The organism is Acidimicrobiales bacterium (assembly GCA_016794585.1).
GTDB lineage: Bacteria > Actinomycetota > Acidimicrobiia > Acidimicrobiales > DATDAH01 > JAEUJM01.
Genome location: JAEUJM010000018.1, coordinates 53135 through 68432 on the forward strand (window position 1 = coordinate 53135; position 15298 = coordinate 68432).

The window sequence follows — 15298 nt, forward strand, 5'->3', positions numbered from 1 at the left end:
CCCAAGGGCGCGTTCAGACGTCGATCGCGAGGTCCTGGCCGACCACCAGACCCTCGGCGCCGCCGACGTAGAGGGCGGACCCGTCACCGCTCCAGGCCATGCAGGCGCCCGACTCGCCGAGGTCATGATCAGCGACCGGTCGCGCTCGCTTCGGGGTCGCCCAGAGGTACTGGCCCCCGGCGCCGTCGAGCGCGGCGAGCGCCCGGCCGTCCGGGCGGTAGGCCAGCGCGGCGATGTGGCGGGTGGGTCCCGTGAGGGTCGCGGGCCGCGTACCGCGCGGGCCTCGACCGGCGAAGTCCCAGATCGTCACGTCGCCGACGCCGCCGACGGCGAGGTAGCGCGACGACGGGTCCCAGGCGAGGTGCTCGATCTTGGCGGGATAGCCGGTCATCGCCAGGTCGTCGCCGGACCACAGCCGCCACACGTGGACGGTCGCGTCCTGGCCGCCGGCAGCCACCCACTTCCCGTCCGGTGAGCGCTCGAGGCTGAGCAGCGAGCCCTTCCAGGCGAAGTGGGTGGTGGGGCGATCGGGGTCGCCTGGGCGGTACCACCGGACACCGCCGTAACAGGCCACGCCGACCGACACGCCGTCCGCCGACCACTCGAGCGCGGTCGCCGTCGACTCGAGGTCCGACCAGCGGTGGACGATCGCGCCTTCGGCGTCGAGCACGGTCAGCGATCGACCGGCGGCGACCGCCACGAGCGGGTCGACCGGCGACCACCGTACGGCCGCCCCCCAGCCGTCGAGGCCGACCTCGGCCACGGCCCGGCCACCCTCCGCGAGCGCCAGTCGGATGCAGTTGTCCTGGCCCGCCGTGGCTACGACGCGCCCGTCGCACGACCATGCTCCGGAGAGAGCACCCAGAGGGTGGAGCGGGAGCCGGGCGGTCGCCTCACCTGACGCCGTGTCGAGGAGGGTGGCCTCTCCTGACAGGGACGTGGCCAGGAGATGGCGGCCATCCGGCGCGGGCGAGACCGAGGTGACGTAGTCGTCGAGTCGGGTCGCCCATCGCCGGGTCACGGTCGTGGGCAGGCGGGACAGCGCGCTCATCGGGGACCCGCCAGGCATCCGCGGAGCGAGGACTCGAGCTGCACCCGGTCCAGGTTGCGGCCGATGAACACGAGGCGGTTGGTGCGGGGACCGCCCGACTCCCACGGTCGGTCTGGCTGTGAGTCGAAGAGCATGTGTACGCCCTGGAACACGTGGCGGCGGTCGTCGCCGGCGATGGCGAGGATGCCCTTCATGCGGAAGATGTCGATGCCCTGCTCGGCCAGCAGGGTGCCGAGCCAGTCGTTGAGCCGCTCGCCGTCGAGCTCGCCGTCGAGCTCGATGCCCACGGAGGTGACGCTCAGGTCGTGCTGGTGGTCGGTGTCGGTGAGGAAGGTGGGGTCGAGATCGAGCGCGCGATCGAGGTCGAACGCGCCCACGTCGAGGATGGCGTCGAGGTCCACCTGGCCGTAGGTGGCGCGGTGGATGTCGGCGAGCGCGTTCACGGACCGCAGGCGCAGCTCGACAGCGTCGGCTTCCTCCTCGGTCACCAGGTCGAGCTTGTTCAGAACGATCCGGTCGGCGAACGCCACCTGCTCCAGTGACTCGTTCTCGACCCCTTCGGGCTTCTCCTCGTCGAGGTGCTGGCCGATGTGCCTGGCGTCGACCAGCGTGACGATGGCGTCGAGTCGGAGCTGGCTGCGGATCTCGTCGTCGACGAAGAACGTCTGGGCGACCGGCGCCGGGTCGGCGAGGCCGGTGGTCTCCACGAGGATGTGGTCGAAGCGCTCGCGGCGGCGCATCAGGTTGCCGAGGATGCGGATGAGGTCGCCCCGCACCGTGCAGCAGATGCAGCCGTTGTTCATCTCGAAGATCTCCTCCTCCGCATCGAGCACGAGGGCGTCGTCGATGCCGATCTCGCCGAACTCGTTCTCGATCACCGCGATGCGGCGCCCGTGCTGTGCCGTGAGGATGTGGTTCAACAGCGTCGTCTTCCCCGAGCCGAGGAAGCCCGTGAGCACGGTCACGGGCACGAGGTCGGTGGTGGTGTCTGTGTCGGTCATGTCGGAACTCCGTTGTGAGGGGCGATCGGTGGTGGTTCGGCGGGCTGGCGTCGGAACCGGTGCTCGACACGGGCCGGCACGGTGGCGGTGAACACGACGAGGAAGATGCCGGCGGCGGTCAGGGCGATGGTCGCCCCGGGCGGCGTGTCGAGGTGGTAGCTGGCGGTCAGGCCGCCGACGGTCGAGGTGAGCCCGCCCACGACGGCCACCGCCGTCATGGTCGACAGGCGATGGGTGACGAGGCGGGCCGTGGCCGCCGGCGTGACGAGGATGGCGACGCTCATCAGGAGCCCGACGGTCTGGAGGGAGACCACGACGCTGACGGACACGAGGGCGAGGACGACCAGGCGGAGCTTGCGGTCGTCGATGCCGACCTGGCGGGCGTGGGTGGGGTCGAAGGTGGCGGCGAGCAGGTCCCGGTGCAGGACGGCGACGACGACGAGCGCGCTCAGGGCGAGCACGCCGTTCACCCGCAGTTCGCTCACGCTCACCGTGGTGATCTGGCCGAGGAGGAAGTGGGAGAGGTCGACCCCGATCCCGTCGCTGCGCGAGATGATCAGCACGCCGACCGCGAAGAGGATCGTCTCGACGACGCCGATGACCGTGTCATCCCCGAGTCGCCGCCGGCTTCCGAGCACGCTGATGAGGCCGCCCATCACCAGCCCGGCCACCAGCGCGCCCGCGGCGATGCTGGCACCGACCAGATAGGCGACCGCGACCCCCGAGAGCGTGGCGTGGGACATCGCGTCGCCGAGGTAGGCCAGGCGGCGCAGCACCACCCACACACCCACCACCGGGCAGAGGACGCCGATGATGGCCGCCGTGGCCAGGGCGTGGCGCATGAACTGGGTCTGGTAGGGGTCCAGCAGCCACGACGCCATCAGACGGCCGCCACGGTCAGGTCGGCGAGGTCGGTGCCGCTGCCAAAGGTGGCATCGAGGGTGTCGGCGTCGAGGACCTGGTCGGGCGAGCCGTCGGCCACGAGTCGGCCGTTGATGGCCAGGCAGCGGGCGAAATGGTGGCGGGTGAGGGCCAGGTCGTGGGTGGCGACGAGCACGGTGCGCCCGTCGTCGGCGAGCGACCGGAGGAGGTGGATGAGGTCGGTGGTGCTCGGCAGGTCGAGACCGGCCATCGGCTCGTCGAGCAGCAGGACTCCCGCCTCCTGCGTGAGCGCTCGGGCGACGAAGGCGCGCTGCGCCTGGCCACCGGAGAGGGTGCCGATGGGATCCCGGCCGCGATCGGTGAGCCCCACGCGCTCGAGCGCGCCGGCGACCGCCTGGCGGTCGATGTGACGGGGTCGGCGCCACGGAGGCAGATGTGGCCGGCGGCCGGTGAGGACGAGCTGCTCGACCGTGATGGGGAAGTGAAGGTCCACGTCGGCCCGCTGGGGGAGGAAGGCGACCTTGGCCCGTGTGCTCCGCTGGTGGTGGCAGCCGTCGCCGCCGACGGCGAGCTCGCCGTCCGCGGGGACCAACCCGCACAGCGCCTTGAAGAGGGTCGACTTCCCCGCACCGTTCGGCCCGATGACCGCGATGAGCTCGCTCCATCCGGCTGCGAACGAGACGGAGCGCAAGGCGACCCGGGTGCCGTAGGTGACCGAGACGTCACGGGCCAGGACCGCGGCGGGGGGCCCGCCGGCGCGACCCGTCACGAGCAGCCGAGGCCCTCGGTCAGCGAGTCGAGGTTCTCCCGCATGATCGTGTCGTAGGTGGCCCCGTCGTCGAGGCGGTCCTGGGTGATGCTCTCGACCGGGTCCAGGGCGTCGGTGCTCGCGCCGATCTCGTCGGCCACGGTCTCGGCGAGGTCCGGCGGCACCTGCTCCTCGAAGAAGATGACCTGCACGTCGTTCTCGCGGGCTGCGTCCGCCACGGCCTCGAGGGTGCGAGGGTCCGGATCGTCGTCCGGGGTGATCCCGGCGATCGCGATCTGGACGAGGTCGTGACGTCGGGCCAGGTACTCGAAGGCGCGGTGGCTGGTGACGATGACCCGTGAGTCGCAGTCGGCGAGGCCCGCCCGATAGTCGGCGTCCAGCGTGTTCAGCTCGTCCTGGTAGGCGGCGAGGCCCGCGTCGAAGTCGGCGGCGCCGTCCGGATCGAGATCGACAAGGGCGGCGTGGGCGTCCTCGGCGATCTGCGCCTGGAGGAGGGGGTCGACCCAGACGTGAGGATCGGAGCCGTCGGCGAGCACCTCGCCGTCGGCCTCGCCCTGGGTGCCCTGGAGTTGATCGGCGGCCGGAAGGAGGTCGATCCCTTCCAGACCGTCGACGACCGTGACGTCGTCGCCGAGGCCACCCACCGCATCCTCGACCTGAGGCTGGAACCCACCCGACAGGTACAGGACGAGGTCGACGTCGGCGAGGTCGGTGACCTGCCGAGGCGTGAGCTCCAGGTCGTGAGGGCCCCCACCGGGCGGTGTGAGGTTCGTCACCTCGACCCGATCACCGCCGACGCGCTCGAGTGCCTCGGCCAGCGGATAGAAGGCGGCGGCCGCCTGGACTTGCTCCCTGTCGGCGCCGACCTCCGAGTCCCCGGCATCCTCCTCGGAGGACGCGCACGACGCAGACACGGCGAGGGCGAGGACGATCATCGCGGGGCGGAGGGCACGGGCGGTGAGAAAGGCAGAAAGCATGACGGCGTCCTATCTGGTTAAGAATAGGAATCATTCTTATCAGTGGGTCAAGGGGCCGGCCAAATCAGCTGCCGATCGCCTCTGGCCGGATGCGGCCTCGGAGCCGGTTTGCTCGTTCGCTGGCCGCGGTCGCGGCGCGGGTGCAGGCGACCTCGGTCCCCAGCCCGGCCGGCCCGACATGTTGGAAGGGGTGATCGAAGCCGGCGGCCGCCACGACCCGCTGCCGTGATCACCGTGCGCCGCTGAGACTCTCGCGACCAGCCCCTCCTGGGTCTACGTCGGGAGCGAGTCCCCGGTCTCACGGGCGACGAGGGTGCGGATGGCGTCGGCCTCGCCGGGGCGGACGTTGGGGTCGTGCAGGCGGTGGCGGGCGACGGCGGGGAGGAGGGCCCGGGCGGCCGCTTCGCGGCCGGACGAACGGACGAAGGTGCGCACCAATCGGGCGCGCAGGCGGGGCTCCGCTGCTCGTTCGACCATCGTCACGAGGCGGTGGGGCAGCGAGCCTGCCGGCGGTGGCTGGTCATGGTCGAACGCCGCCATCAGCAGCCAGGTGAGGGCGACGTCGGCGTCCGGATCGGCCCGCCGGGCGTTGGTCCAGTCGATCACCACCGGGCCGGCGGCGGAGAGCAGGACGTTGCCGGGGTGCAGGTCCTGGTGGACGATGGCGTCGCCGGCGAGTGCCGACTCGGCGTGGTGGGCCAGGTCGGCCGGCGGGGGAAGGACGTGCAGCCGCGTGTGCAAATCGGCGAGCGTGCGGGCGTGGCGATCGACCTGCCACACCTTGGCCTCGATGGCCTCGAGCATGGTCGGGCCCTCGATGCGCTCGAGGACCATCTCGCCCGGGCCCACCCGGAACACCTGCGGGGCGGGGTAGCCCGCCGCCCGCACGTGCTCCATGATGGCGGCCTCCGCTCGCAGGTCACGCGCCGCCGAGGGTGTCCGCCGCAGCACCCGGTCGTCACCGAGGGCGTGAACCGCGGCGTCCCGGCCGGCGGCCAGCACCGGCCCGAGCTCATCCTCCGGCGTGCGCCGCTCGTCGACCTCCATCCCCGCCGACGCTACGCCTCCCCCTCACCTCCTCGCTGTGGGCGTGGCGCTCCGGGCTACGCCAGCGCCGCCGCGATGCGGGTGAGGACCTCGTCGTCGAGGAGGGGGACCACGTCGAGGGCGGCGAGGTTCTCCTCGAGCTGGCTCACCCGGCTGGCGCCGAGGATCACCGTCGAGACGTTCGGGTTGCGGGTGCACCAGGCGATGGCGAGGTGGGTGAGGCTGCACCCGAGGTCGTCGGCGATGGCCTTCAGGGCCAGCACCTTCTGGTTGGCGTCCTCGGTGAGGAGCACGTCCCGCAGCCACTCGTAGCCCTCGAGGCCGAGGCGGCTGCCGTCGGGCACCTCGTCGAGGTACTTGCCGGTGAGCAGGCCCGACGCCAGGGGGCTCCACGTGGTGAGGCCGAGGCCGATCTCGTCGTAGAGCGGGGCGTACTCGTCCTCGACTCGGCCGGGCACGAGCAGGCTGTACTGCGGCTGCTCCATCACCGGCTTGTGCAGGTGGTGACGGTCGGCGATCTTCCAGGCCGTCCGGATGTCCTCGGCGCTCCACTCCGATGTGCCCCAGTAGAGGGCCTTGCCCGACGCCACGATGTCGTGCATCGCCCACACCGTCTCCTCGATGGGCGTCTGCGGGTCCGGCCGGTGGCAGAACAGCAGGTCGACGTAGTCGAGCCCGAAGCGCTCGAGGCTGCCGTCGATGGCCGACAACAGGTACTTGCGGTTCAGCGTCTCCTTCATGTTGACGTCGTCCTTGATGCCGAAGAAGAGCTTCGTGGACACGACGTAGGTGTCCCGGTCCCAGCCCAGGTCGGCTAGGGCCTGGCCCATGACCCGCTCGGACTCGCCGCCCTCGTAGCCCTCGGCGTTGTCGAAGAAGTTCACGCCGGCGTCGCGTGCGGTGGTCAGGCACTCGAGAGCGAGGTCGCGGTCGACCTGGCGCCCGAAGGTCACCCACGAGCCGAACGACAGCACGCTGAGCTTCAGGCCGGATCGTCCGAGGCGGCGGTATTCCATGGTCATGGCGCCAACGCTAGAGGTGTGAGCGCCGGAGCCCTACGAGATCGTGGGGCACCGGTCGGAGCTCAGGTCGGGCTCGGGTGACGGCGTCGGGCCACGCCGAGCGCGCCGCGGTGCACGAGACCGACGAACGCCGCCGTCCAGGCCGCGGCGGCCACGATCAACGCGACCTTCGGGAGCCAGTCCAGCGTCGAGGGGCCGAGGACGGCCAGCATCTTGAACGTGGCCACGCTGTACATGCCGAGAGGGAAGACCAGCGCCCAGTAGGCGGGGTCGTAGCGCAGGGGCACCCGTCGGATGAGGTGGCGCCAGACGCCGATCGCGATCATCAGTGGGAACCAGAAGGTGGCGGTCGCCCAGGCGAGGACGACCATGCCCTCGATGACGGGGGCGACCCGGTCGATGCGGCCGACGACCGCCTCCACATCGGGTGAGAGCGCCTCGCCCAGGGTCCCGGCCACGCCCAGGAGGTTGGAGCCCGCCAGGACGGTGATGGCCACGGCGCCGGCGGCGATCCATGCCGGCGGTGCCGCTTCGGTGGGCTCGAGCTCGTGGAACGTCCAGCGCAGGAACACCATGGTCATCACGATCAGGTACAGCACGATGCCCAGCAGGAACGCAGCGAGGCACAGGAAGGCCAGGGTCTCGCTGGGATGGAACGGCAGGAGCAGCGCGCCGAGCACCGCCACCGACTCGGTGGACACGGTGAGCAGGAACCACGTGCCGTTGATGCCGGCGCCGAGACCGGGCTTCGGGGAGCGCAGCACGACGGCGATGAGCGTGGCGTAGACGAGGACCGCCCACAGGCACATGCTGATCCACCACAGCACCCAGGCCAGGTCCCACCAGCCCTGGGTGATGCCCGACGCGCTGCCGAGGACGTTGGTGCCGGCCACGATGGTGAGGAAGGCGAAGCCCTTGGCGTGGCTGGTGAGGTCGTCGATCAGTCGTCTCGGGAAACGGACCAGCCGAGCCACGGTGAGCACGACCAGGATCACGTAGGCCACCCCGGCGACCACGTACAGCCCGTCGGCCAGCCGCGACAGCTCCTGCTGCTCGGCCCCGATGGTCACGATGCCGGTGGCCATCACGAGGGCGAAGTAGCCCGGGAAGAGGGTGGCCACGGGCGACGGGCGGTCGGGCGGTGGAGCGTCGCGCGAAGGATCGTCCGGTGGGGCCGTCGCGCCGGTGCCGTTCACGGCTGGAGGTACCGCAACAGGACGGCCGACAACGCAGCGAGCACCACCGACACGCCGGCGGTGGCCCACGCGAGGGCCTCCTCGTCGGTCTGGAAGGCTTCGACCGCGACCGTGATGAGGAACACCTGGAACGCGACCAGGATGATGACGTAGAGGACGATGGCCGAGGTGGCCCGGCGGTTCCGCGCCGACGTCCTCATGCCTTCGCCCCGAGCGCCCAGATGACACCGTCGTCGCGGATCTCGACGTCGATGCGTCCGAGCGGCCGCGTCGGGGGGCCCGAGCGCACGGCGCCGGTGAGGGCTTCGAAGTTGCCCTCGTGGCAGGGGCAGTGCCAGCGCTGCTCGTCGGCCTCGAAGAACACCACGCAGCCGAGGTGGGTGCACTTCTGGCTGAACGCCACCACGTTCCGGTCGTCGACCCGCAGCAGGACGGCGGGGTCGTTCTCGGTGGGGTAGCGGAAGAGGAAGGTGTCGCCCACGACCACGTCGTCCAACGGCACGATCGCCCTCGGTCGGCCCGCGTTGATGGTCCGCAGCTGGGTCCAGATGGCGAGCCCCACGTTGCCGGCCGCCATCACCCCGGCACCAGCCACGAGGTAGCGAGCGAACTCCCGGCGGGTCACCTCCTCCTCGGCCGCGGCCTCGTACGGGAAGTCGCGCTTCCAGATGGGCTGCGGGTCGGGGACGGGGGTGCCGGCGGTCATCGGACCACCCCGCCAGAGCGATCGTGCATGCCCTCGTCCAGGCCGAACGGGTCGTCGAGCCATGTGCCGGTCGCCGCGCCACCGAGCACGTCGATCGGGCCGCCGCCGACGTCATCGACGACGGCATGCACCTTGGTGTGCACCGACTGGCGGCCGAACAGCCAGTTGTCGACCAGGGCCCCGGGGCGGGTGGCGTGGAACTCCTCGACCGTGCCGTACCAGAGCGCCTCGCTGGGGCACACCGAGGCGCACATGGGCGCGTACCCCTCGGACGTCCGGTCGGTGCACATGTCGCACTTCATCATCTGGTCGACCTCGGCCACGTACTTGGGCACGCCGAACGGGCAGGCCAGGACGCAGTTGGAGCAGCCGATGCACCGGGGCTTGAGGGCGGACTGCACGACGCCGCCCTCGGTCTGCTTGATGGCGTCGGCGGGGCACACCTGCGCGCAGGTGGGGTCCTCGCAGTGCATGCACACCATGGGCGCGGTCTGGGTGCTGGCGGCCCGATCGATGCGCTCGAGGTGGATGAGGGACTGGCCCCGGTGGGTGCCGCACTCCATGCAGGCCGACACACAGGCCTCGCAACCGATGCAGCGGCTCTGGTCGATGACGAACACCGGCGTGTCGTCGACGCCGTACCGCGTGGGCCTCATGCGGATCCCTCGTGCAGGTCGAAGTCGCGCTGGTCGGTCGTGGGGGCTCCCTCGCCGGCCCGCTCGATGCGTACCGCCGCCACCTTGAACTCGGGCATCTTCGAGCGAGGGTCGACGGCGCGGATGGTGAGCTGGTTGGCGGCCTTGGCGCCGGGCCAGTGGTAGGGGATGAACACCGTGTCGGGCCGGATGGTGGTGACCACGTGGGCGGGCAGCGTGATGGTGCCGCGACGGGAGGTGACGGTGACCTGGTCGCCGTCGCCGATCCCGAGCCGCTCGGCCAGTCGGGGGTGCATCTCGCACAAGGGCTCCGGGTACTGCGCCACCAGGCCGGCGATGCGCCGGGTCTGGGTGCCGGACAGGTACTGGCTGACCACCCGCCCGGTCGTCAGCCACACGGGGTAGTCGTCATCGACGACCTCGGCGGACTCCCGGAAGGGCACCGCATGGAAGCGGGCCTTGCCGTCGGGGTGCGAGAACCGGCCCCCCTCGTGCAAGCGGGGGGTGCCGGGGTGCCCGACCTCGGGGACGGGCCAGAAGAGGCCCTTCTCGGCCTCGATGCGCTCCCAGGTGGCGCCGGTGTAGTCGGCGGTACCGCCCGAGGACGCCCGGCACAGCTCCTCGAAGATCTGGTGGGTGTCGTCGTACTGGAAGTGCTCGCCCCGGCCGAGCCGCTCGGCGATCTCGAGGAGGATCTGCCAGTCCAGTCGGGCCTCGCCGGGTGGCTCCACAGCGGCGTTGATCTTGATGATGCGCCCCTCGCCGCTGGTGGAGGTGCCCTCGTCCTCCTCGTGCAGCGAGCCGGGCAGCACCACGTCGGCGTGCTGGCCCGACTCGGACAGGAAGAAGTCGATGACCGCGTAGAACTCCAGCTTGTCGAGGGCTTCGGCGGTGAAGTTCGAGTCCGGCGCCGACACCAGCGGGTTGAAGCAGATCGACAGCAGGCCCTTGATGCTGCCTTCGTGGATGGCTTCGATGATCGCTTCGGCGGGCAGGCCCTTGCCCGGGATCTCGGACTCGTCGCACTCCCACACCTTCGCCACCGCAGCACGGTGGTCGGGGTTGGAGATGTCGCGGTTGCCGGGCAGCTGATCGCACTTGTGGCCGTGCTCTCGCCCGCCCTGGCCGTTGCCCTGGCCGGTGATGGTGGACACGCCGCAGCCGGGCTTGCCGAACTTGCCGGTGGCGAGGCCCAGGTTGATGGCGGCCAGCACGTTGTCGACGCCTTTGGACTGCTGCTCGATGCCCCGGGCGTGCAGCATCATCCCGGTCGCCGACGTGCCCCATAGCTCGGCCGCCTCCTCGATGCGGGCCGCGGGCACCCCGGTGATCTCGGCCGCCCATGCCGGCGTCATGTCGGCGGCCGCAGCGGCGGCTTCGTCGAAGTCCACGGTGTGGGCGTCGATGAAGTCGTGGTCGAGCCAGTCGTTGCGGATCAACGTGTGCAGCACGGCACCGAACAGGGCAGAGTCGCTGCCGGGTCGGACAGGCAGGAACAGGTCGGCGGTGCGGGCGAGGGGCACCACCCGGGGGTCCTGCACGATGAGCTTGGCGCCGCGGTCGCGGGCCCGCCAGATGTAGCTGGTGGTGATGGGGAACGTCTCGGCGATGTTCGAGCCCGCCACCCAGACGACGTCGGCCAGCGGGATGTCGCTCCACGGGTTGGGCGCGCGGTCGATGCCGAGGGCCAGCTTGTTGCCCACGCCGGCCGACACCATGCAGAAGCGGCCGTTGTAGTCGAGGTTCGCGGTGTGCAGCGCCAACCGGGCGAACTTGCCGATCAGGTAGCTCTTCTCGTTGGTCAGGGACACCCCTGACAACATGGCGAAGGCGTCGTCGCCGTACTCCTCCTGGATGCGCTGGATCTCGCTGACCACCCGGCCCAGCGCCTGGTCCCAGCTGATCTCCCGGAAGCCTCCGGGTGCCGACGGGTCGCGCTCCATGGGGTGCAGCAGGCGATCGGGGTGGCTGCCCTGGAGGTAGCGCTTGACGCCCTTGGGGCACAGCTTTCCCTCGTTGAACGGGAAGTCGTACCAGGGCTCGAAGCCCACGACCTCGTTGTCGTGCACCTTCAGCTTGATGCCGCACTGCTGGCCGCAGAAGCAGCAGTGGGTCTCGACGACGCGGTCGATCTCGAGCCCGGCGTCCCAGCCGCCGGGCGGGGCCTCGTTGAGATGCGGTCCGAAGCGGGCGATGAGCTCATCGTCGCTGAGCGGTGGTCGTGCCATCAGCCGAATCCTCCGACCCGGGCGGACTGGGCCAGGGTGACGCCGGCCCGCCGGCACCGGGGACACGTGTCCTGGTAGTTGTCCCCGTCCTCCGGGCTGTCGTCGACGCCGTAGTCGAAGCCCACCTGCGGTAGCACCGCTTTCAGGTCCGTCATCTGCTGGGCACTGGCGAACCCCTCACCGCATCGCCGACACGTCGCCGGCGGACCCTCGGCGTTGGCTTGCTTGTAGTATGCCACCCCCAGGTTCCCGGGGCGCTGGAAGATGTGGAACAGCTTGCCGAAGGGCAGGTACATGAGGCCCAGGATCACGGTCAGCGCGTGCACGGTGTTGAGGGCCGAGTAGTAGCGACCCTCCAGCCACACGCTGGACACGGTGAGGAACAGGCCCGTCACCGACACCGCGAAGAGGCCCGCCAGGGCCAGGAAGTCGTTGCTGCGCTCGACCGCGAGGGCGCCCGGGTCGTGCAGGCGCCGGCGCAGGAAGATGAACACCCCGGCCAGCACCAGCACCGCGGCGATGTCGAGGGCGTGGAAGATCAGCCAGCCGATGATGCTCTGGGCGTCGAAGCGCAGCGTTCCCACCCGAGACAGGTACACCTGGTAGCGGTCGGCCTCCTGGCCGACGCTCTCGAAGTGCAACAGGCCGAGCGTCAACGGGAAGGTGACCAGCGCGGCGAGGATGCACCCCCAGAAGACGAACTGGTGGGCCATCCACCGCGAGACCGAGCGACGGCGGATGAACCCCTGGGTGACCAGCTGGGTGGTGACCAGCGCCGGGAGCTCGGCCACGTTGCGGCCCTTCCGGGCGCGGAACGCCTCCCACCCCCGGCGGTTCAACATGGCGGTGGGCGGGCGCCGCAGCCACACGAGGTACCGGTAGGTGATGCCGAACACGGCGAACACGGTGCCGAACAGGTAGCCGACGAGAGCGGCGTCGAACCACACGAGGCCGTCGCTCCCGATGAAGGTAAGGGCGAGCACGACGGCGACGCCGACCAGCCCCCAGGCGACGCCCCGACGATCCAGTGTTGCCTGTCGGCTCATGGCCACTCCTCGATCCGACACCCTAGGACCGGACTCGAGTCGGTGCTGGCGAGCCGACCGTCGCCACCACGGTCACCGCGATGGGGACGCTGCCTGCGGCACTGACGCCATCCATCAGCCGCTCCAGGGCGTTGGCCATCTTGCGGGCCTTGCCCTTGGCGATGTCGGCGGTGGGGCCGACGAACCAGTCGTCCACGGTGTCCTCGAACAGCGCCAGCCAGCGCTGGTAGTGCTCGGGACGGAACGGCGTGTCGGCCTGGAGTGGTCGGTGGGCCTGGAGGGGGTTGCCCTCGTAGCCGCGCTCACCGAAGAGCTGGCCGGCCCAGAAGTCGACGAGCTTGGGGATGTGGTCCGCCCAGTCGACCTGCGCCGCCTCGAACACGGGGCCCAGCAGGTCGTCGGTGGCGGCCTGTCGGTAGAAGGACCGCACCAGCACCTCCAGGTCGGACCGGTCGGTCAGGTCCCTCGAGGGCGGCTCGTCCTCGCCGAGGACGTGGGCCCAGCAGGCCGGGTCGCCGCCCTGCTCGCCGCGCCGATCGTCGGTCACGGGCGGGCCGCTGCTCCGTGCTCGAGCTCGATCACCGCCGGGAACAGCACGTTGTTCTCCTTGTGCACGTGGAGGTGGGTGTCGGCCTCCAGCTCGGCGAGCCCCTCGTAGAGCGCCCGGTAGCTGGCGCAGCCGTCGTCGGGGACCTCGTACCCGTTCGTGAGCCGGCGCAGTTCGGCGAGCAGCTCGCCGGCGCGGTCGTGCTCCATCATCATCACGCGGATCGGTCCCATCTCGAGCGACCCGCAGTGGGGCGCCGCGGCGCCGGCCGACGCCACGATCTCCCTGATGAGCGGGAACAGCACGTTCTCCTCCTTCATGAGGTGGGGCTCGAGGTCGGCGCGGAGCTCGGCGTACGTCGTCTGCACCTCGACGAGCTCCGGATGGCGTTCGCCGTGCACCGACGCCACCTTGTCGGCCAGCGCGGTCAGCCGGCCGAACTCGGTGTGCAGGTAGGCGTGGTGGGTCGCTTCGAGGTGGTCGACCAGCTCGGCCGGCGCCATCGAGGCCCAGTCGGGGCCGTCCTGAGGTGTGGCAGCAGTCAGCGCATCGACGACGACGGCCGGGTCCACGCCGGCCTCGGAGCAGGCTTCAGCCAAGGTGCGTCGGCCGCCACAGCAGTAGTCGAGCCCGTGACCCTCCAGCAGCCGCGCCGAGCGGGGATCGGCGGTGACGAGCTCGGCGAGCGTGCGGTCGGTGGTCGGGGCGGTGGTCATGGTGGGCTCCTTCATCGGTGCACGGGTATCACGGGCGCCCGCGAAGCGGGCGGGGGTGATGCCAGGACGACTGGCTGGGCGGGGTGGCGAGAGGCCGGCGTGTTGCTCATGCGAGGAACGTGCCGACCGCGGTGATCAGCACCAGGGCGAGGCCGAGCGCGAGCTGGCGCAGGCCGACGACCTTGGGGGCGGGTGTGGGACGTCGGGCGCTCACTCGCTGGATCACCACGATGGCGGCGATGGCGAGGGCGCCGGCGAGCAGAGAGGGGTCGAGCGCCACCGCGACGGCGGCGAAGGCGAGGGCGGCGAGGTCACCGGCGGTGGTGGTCGCGGAGGAGACAGCGCGGCCGTGGAGCGAGGAGATCTGGGCCCGGACCTGCGGGATGGAGGTGGCCCCGCGGGCGCCGAGCACGAGCCAGAGCCCGAACGCGAGCGGCAGCGGTGCGCCGCCGGCGATGGCGATGGCGGTGGCGGCGGCGCTCACGCCGATGGCGCCGGCGAGCTCGGGCACCAGGCGTCGCCCTCGTGAACGGACCTCGTACCAGGCTTCGACGGCCACCAGAGGTGCGGCCGCGACCACGGGCATCCAGAGGCGCGGCCCGGCGAGGGCCGTCGCCAGCACCGCGAGGCCGACGAGCACGACGGACTCGACGACGGCGATCCGGGTGGCCAGGGCGGTGCGTTCGAGGCGCCGGCCGCGCCGCCGGTCGATCAGGGCCAGCTTCAGCGGGGTGCGCACGAGGAAGGCGAGGAAGGTGGCGGTCGCCAGGGCGGCACCGGCGATGCTGGGGGCGACGAGCAGCCCGAGCAGGCAGGGTTCGAGCGTCAGGCCCCACCCGCCGTGCTCGGCGGGGAGGGCGACCGCCTTCCACGGGCGTCGCCCCGACGCCGACCCGGCCGGCGCGGGTGACCGTTCCGCTCCGGCTGGGTCGGTCGCCGTGGAGCGAGGGGTGTCGGCGACCGCACGCTGCGCCGCGCCGGTCGCGCGGGCCGGGGCGGTCACTTCCGGCTCCGTGTCCGGAGGCCGGCGAGCGGGGTGTCGGCGAGGCGTCCGAGCAGGTCGCTCCGGGCGTGCACCCATGGCTGGTGCAAGGCGCAGGGGCCTTCGGTGGCGCAGGGGCGATCCTCGAGGACGCAGCGCCCGTTGTCGGTCGGGCCTTCGACGGCCTCGATGACGTCGAGGACGCTGACGTCGGACAGGTCGGCCGTCAGCCGGTAGCCGCCGGCCGGTCCGGGGTCGGAGCGGACCCAGCCCTTCGCCACGAGCGGGGACATGGCCTGCGACAGGAATCCAGGCGTGGTGCCCACGGTCTCGGCCAGCGCCGACGCCTTCGTGCGCTCGTCGGTGCCCCGCAAGGCGAGGAGTGCCCGGGTGGCGAGGTCGGTGCGCCGCGTGATCTCCAGTCGCATAGTCTCAGACTAAACGATTGGCCGCCGGTACCCCAGGGTCCTTG

The 15298-nt window shown here is 71.2% G+C and carries 17 protein-coding genes; all 17 read right to left on the reverse strand.

Annotation, left to right across the window (positions count from 1 at the left end; all coding sequences use genetic code 11):
- Positions 1–13: 13 nt before the first annotated feature.
- On the reverse strand, positions 14–1051 hold the full coding sequence (locus tag JNK12_10285; protein MBL8776312.1) for a hypothetical protein: 1038 nt from the start codon (positions 1049–1051) through the stop codon (positions 14–16).
- The gene (locus JNK12_10290) at positions 1048–2052 is read right to left on the reverse strand and encodes a GTP-binding protein (GenBank protein MBL8776313.1); all 1005 of its coding nucleotides are present in this window, start codon (positions 2050–2052) and stop codon (positions 1048–1050) included. Before JNK12_10290 ends, JNK12_10285 begins: the two co-directional genes overlap by 4 nt.
- A complete protein-coding gene (locus tag JNK12_10295) occupies positions 2049–2933 on the reverse strand; it encodes a metal ABC transporter permease (protein ID MBL8776314.1) in 885 nt (294 codons plus the stop codon). The genes JNK12_10290 and JNK12_10295 overlap by 4 nt, the downstream gene beginning before the upstream one ends.
- Positions 2933–3703: an ABC transporter ATP-binding protein gene (locus JNK12_10300; GenBank protein MBL8776315.1), complete on the reverse strand. Its 771-nt coding sequence runs from the start codon at positions 3701–3703 to the stop codon at positions 2933–2935. Before JNK12_10300 ends, JNK12_10295 begins: the two co-directional genes overlap by 1 nt.
- Positions 3700–4680 carry a zinc ABC transporter substrate-binding protein gene (locus JNK12_10305; GenBank protein ID MBL8776316.1) on the reverse strand — a complete coding sequence of 327 codons (981 nt, stop codon included), beginning with the start codon at positions 4678–4680 and terminating at the stop codon, positions 3700–3702. Before JNK12_10305 ends, JNK12_10300 begins: the two co-directional genes overlap by 4 nt.
- Before the next feature lie 273 nt (positions 4681–4953).
- The gene (locus JNK12_10310; GenBank protein ID MBL8776317.1) at positions 4954–5727 is read right to left on the reverse strand and encodes a phosphotransferase; all 774 of its coding nucleotides are present in this window, start codon (positions 5725–5727) and stop codon (positions 4954–4956) included.
- A 56-nt stretch (positions 5728–5783) separates the two neighbouring features.
- Positions 5784–6743, reverse strand: a complete 960-nt coding sequence (locus tag JNK12_10315) for an aldo/keto reductase (protein MBL8776318.1) — start codon at positions 6741–6743, stop codon at positions 5784–5786.
- A 68-nt stretch (positions 6744–6811) separates the two neighbouring features.
- A complete protein-coding gene (locus JNK12_10320) occupies positions 6812–7870 on the reverse strand; it encodes a tellurite resistance/C4-dicarboxylate transporter family protein (GenBank protein MBL8776319.1) in 1059 nt (352 codons plus the stop codon).
- A 71-nt stretch (positions 7871–7941) separates the two neighbouring features.
- Complete coding sequence (locus JNK12_10325) at positions 7942–8145, reverse strand: hypothetical protein (GenBank protein MBL8776320.1); 204 nt, start codon at positions 8143–8145, stop codon at positions 7942–7944.
- A complete protein-coding gene (locus tag JNK12_10330; protein MBL8776321.1) occupies positions 8142–8651 on the reverse strand; it encodes a ubiquinol-cytochrome c reductase iron-sulfur subunit in 510 nt (169 codons plus the stop codon). The genes JNK12_10325 and JNK12_10330 overlap by 4 nt, the downstream gene beginning before the upstream one ends.
- Positions 8648–9307 (reverse strand): 4Fe-4S dicluster domain-containing protein, encoded by a 660-nt coding sequence (locus tag JNK12_10335; GenBank protein ID MBL8776322.1) that lies wholly within the window; start codon positions 9305–9307, stop codon positions 8648–8650. The genes JNK12_10330 and JNK12_10335 overlap by 4 nt, the downstream gene beginning before the upstream one ends.
- Entirely contained in the window at positions 9304–11535 is a 2232-nt protein-coding gene (locus tag JNK12_10340; protein ID MBL8776323.1) for a molybdopterin oxidoreductase family protein, read from the reverse strand. Before JNK12_10340 ends, JNK12_10335 begins: the two co-directional genes overlap by 4 nt.
- A complete protein-coding gene (locus JNK12_10345; GenBank protein ID MBL8776324.1) occupies positions 11535–12581 on the reverse strand; it encodes a hypothetical protein in 1047 nt (348 codons plus the stop codon). Before JNK12_10345 ends, JNK12_10340 begins: the two co-directional genes overlap by 1 nt.
- 22 nt (positions 12582–12603) lie before the next feature.
- Positions 12604–13128, reverse strand: coding sequence for a group III truncated hemoglobin (locus tag JNK12_10350; protein ID MBL8776325.1), 525 nt, complete (start codon positions 13126–13128; stop codon positions 12604–12606).
- Positions 13125–13844: an iron-sulfur cluster repair di-iron protein gene (gene ric / locus JNK12_10355; protein ID MBL8776326.1), complete on the reverse strand. Its 720-nt coding sequence runs from the start codon at positions 13842–13844 to the stop codon at positions 13125–13127. The genes JNK12_10350 and ric overlap by 4 nt, the downstream gene beginning before the upstream one ends.
- Before the next feature lie 106 nt (positions 13845–13950).
- Positions 13951–14847: a YwiC-like family protein gene (locus JNK12_10360; protein MBL8776327.1), complete on the reverse strand. Its 897-nt coding sequence runs from the start codon at positions 14845–14847 to the stop codon at positions 13951–13953.
- Positions 14844–15254, reverse strand: coding sequence for an Rrf2 family transcriptional regulator (locus JNK12_10365; GenBank protein MBL8776328.1), 411 nt, complete (start codon positions 15252–15254; stop codon positions 14844–14846). The genes JNK12_10360 and JNK12_10365 overlap by 4 nt, the downstream gene beginning before the upstream one ends.
- Between the last annotated feature and the right edge of the window lie 44 nt (positions 15255–15298).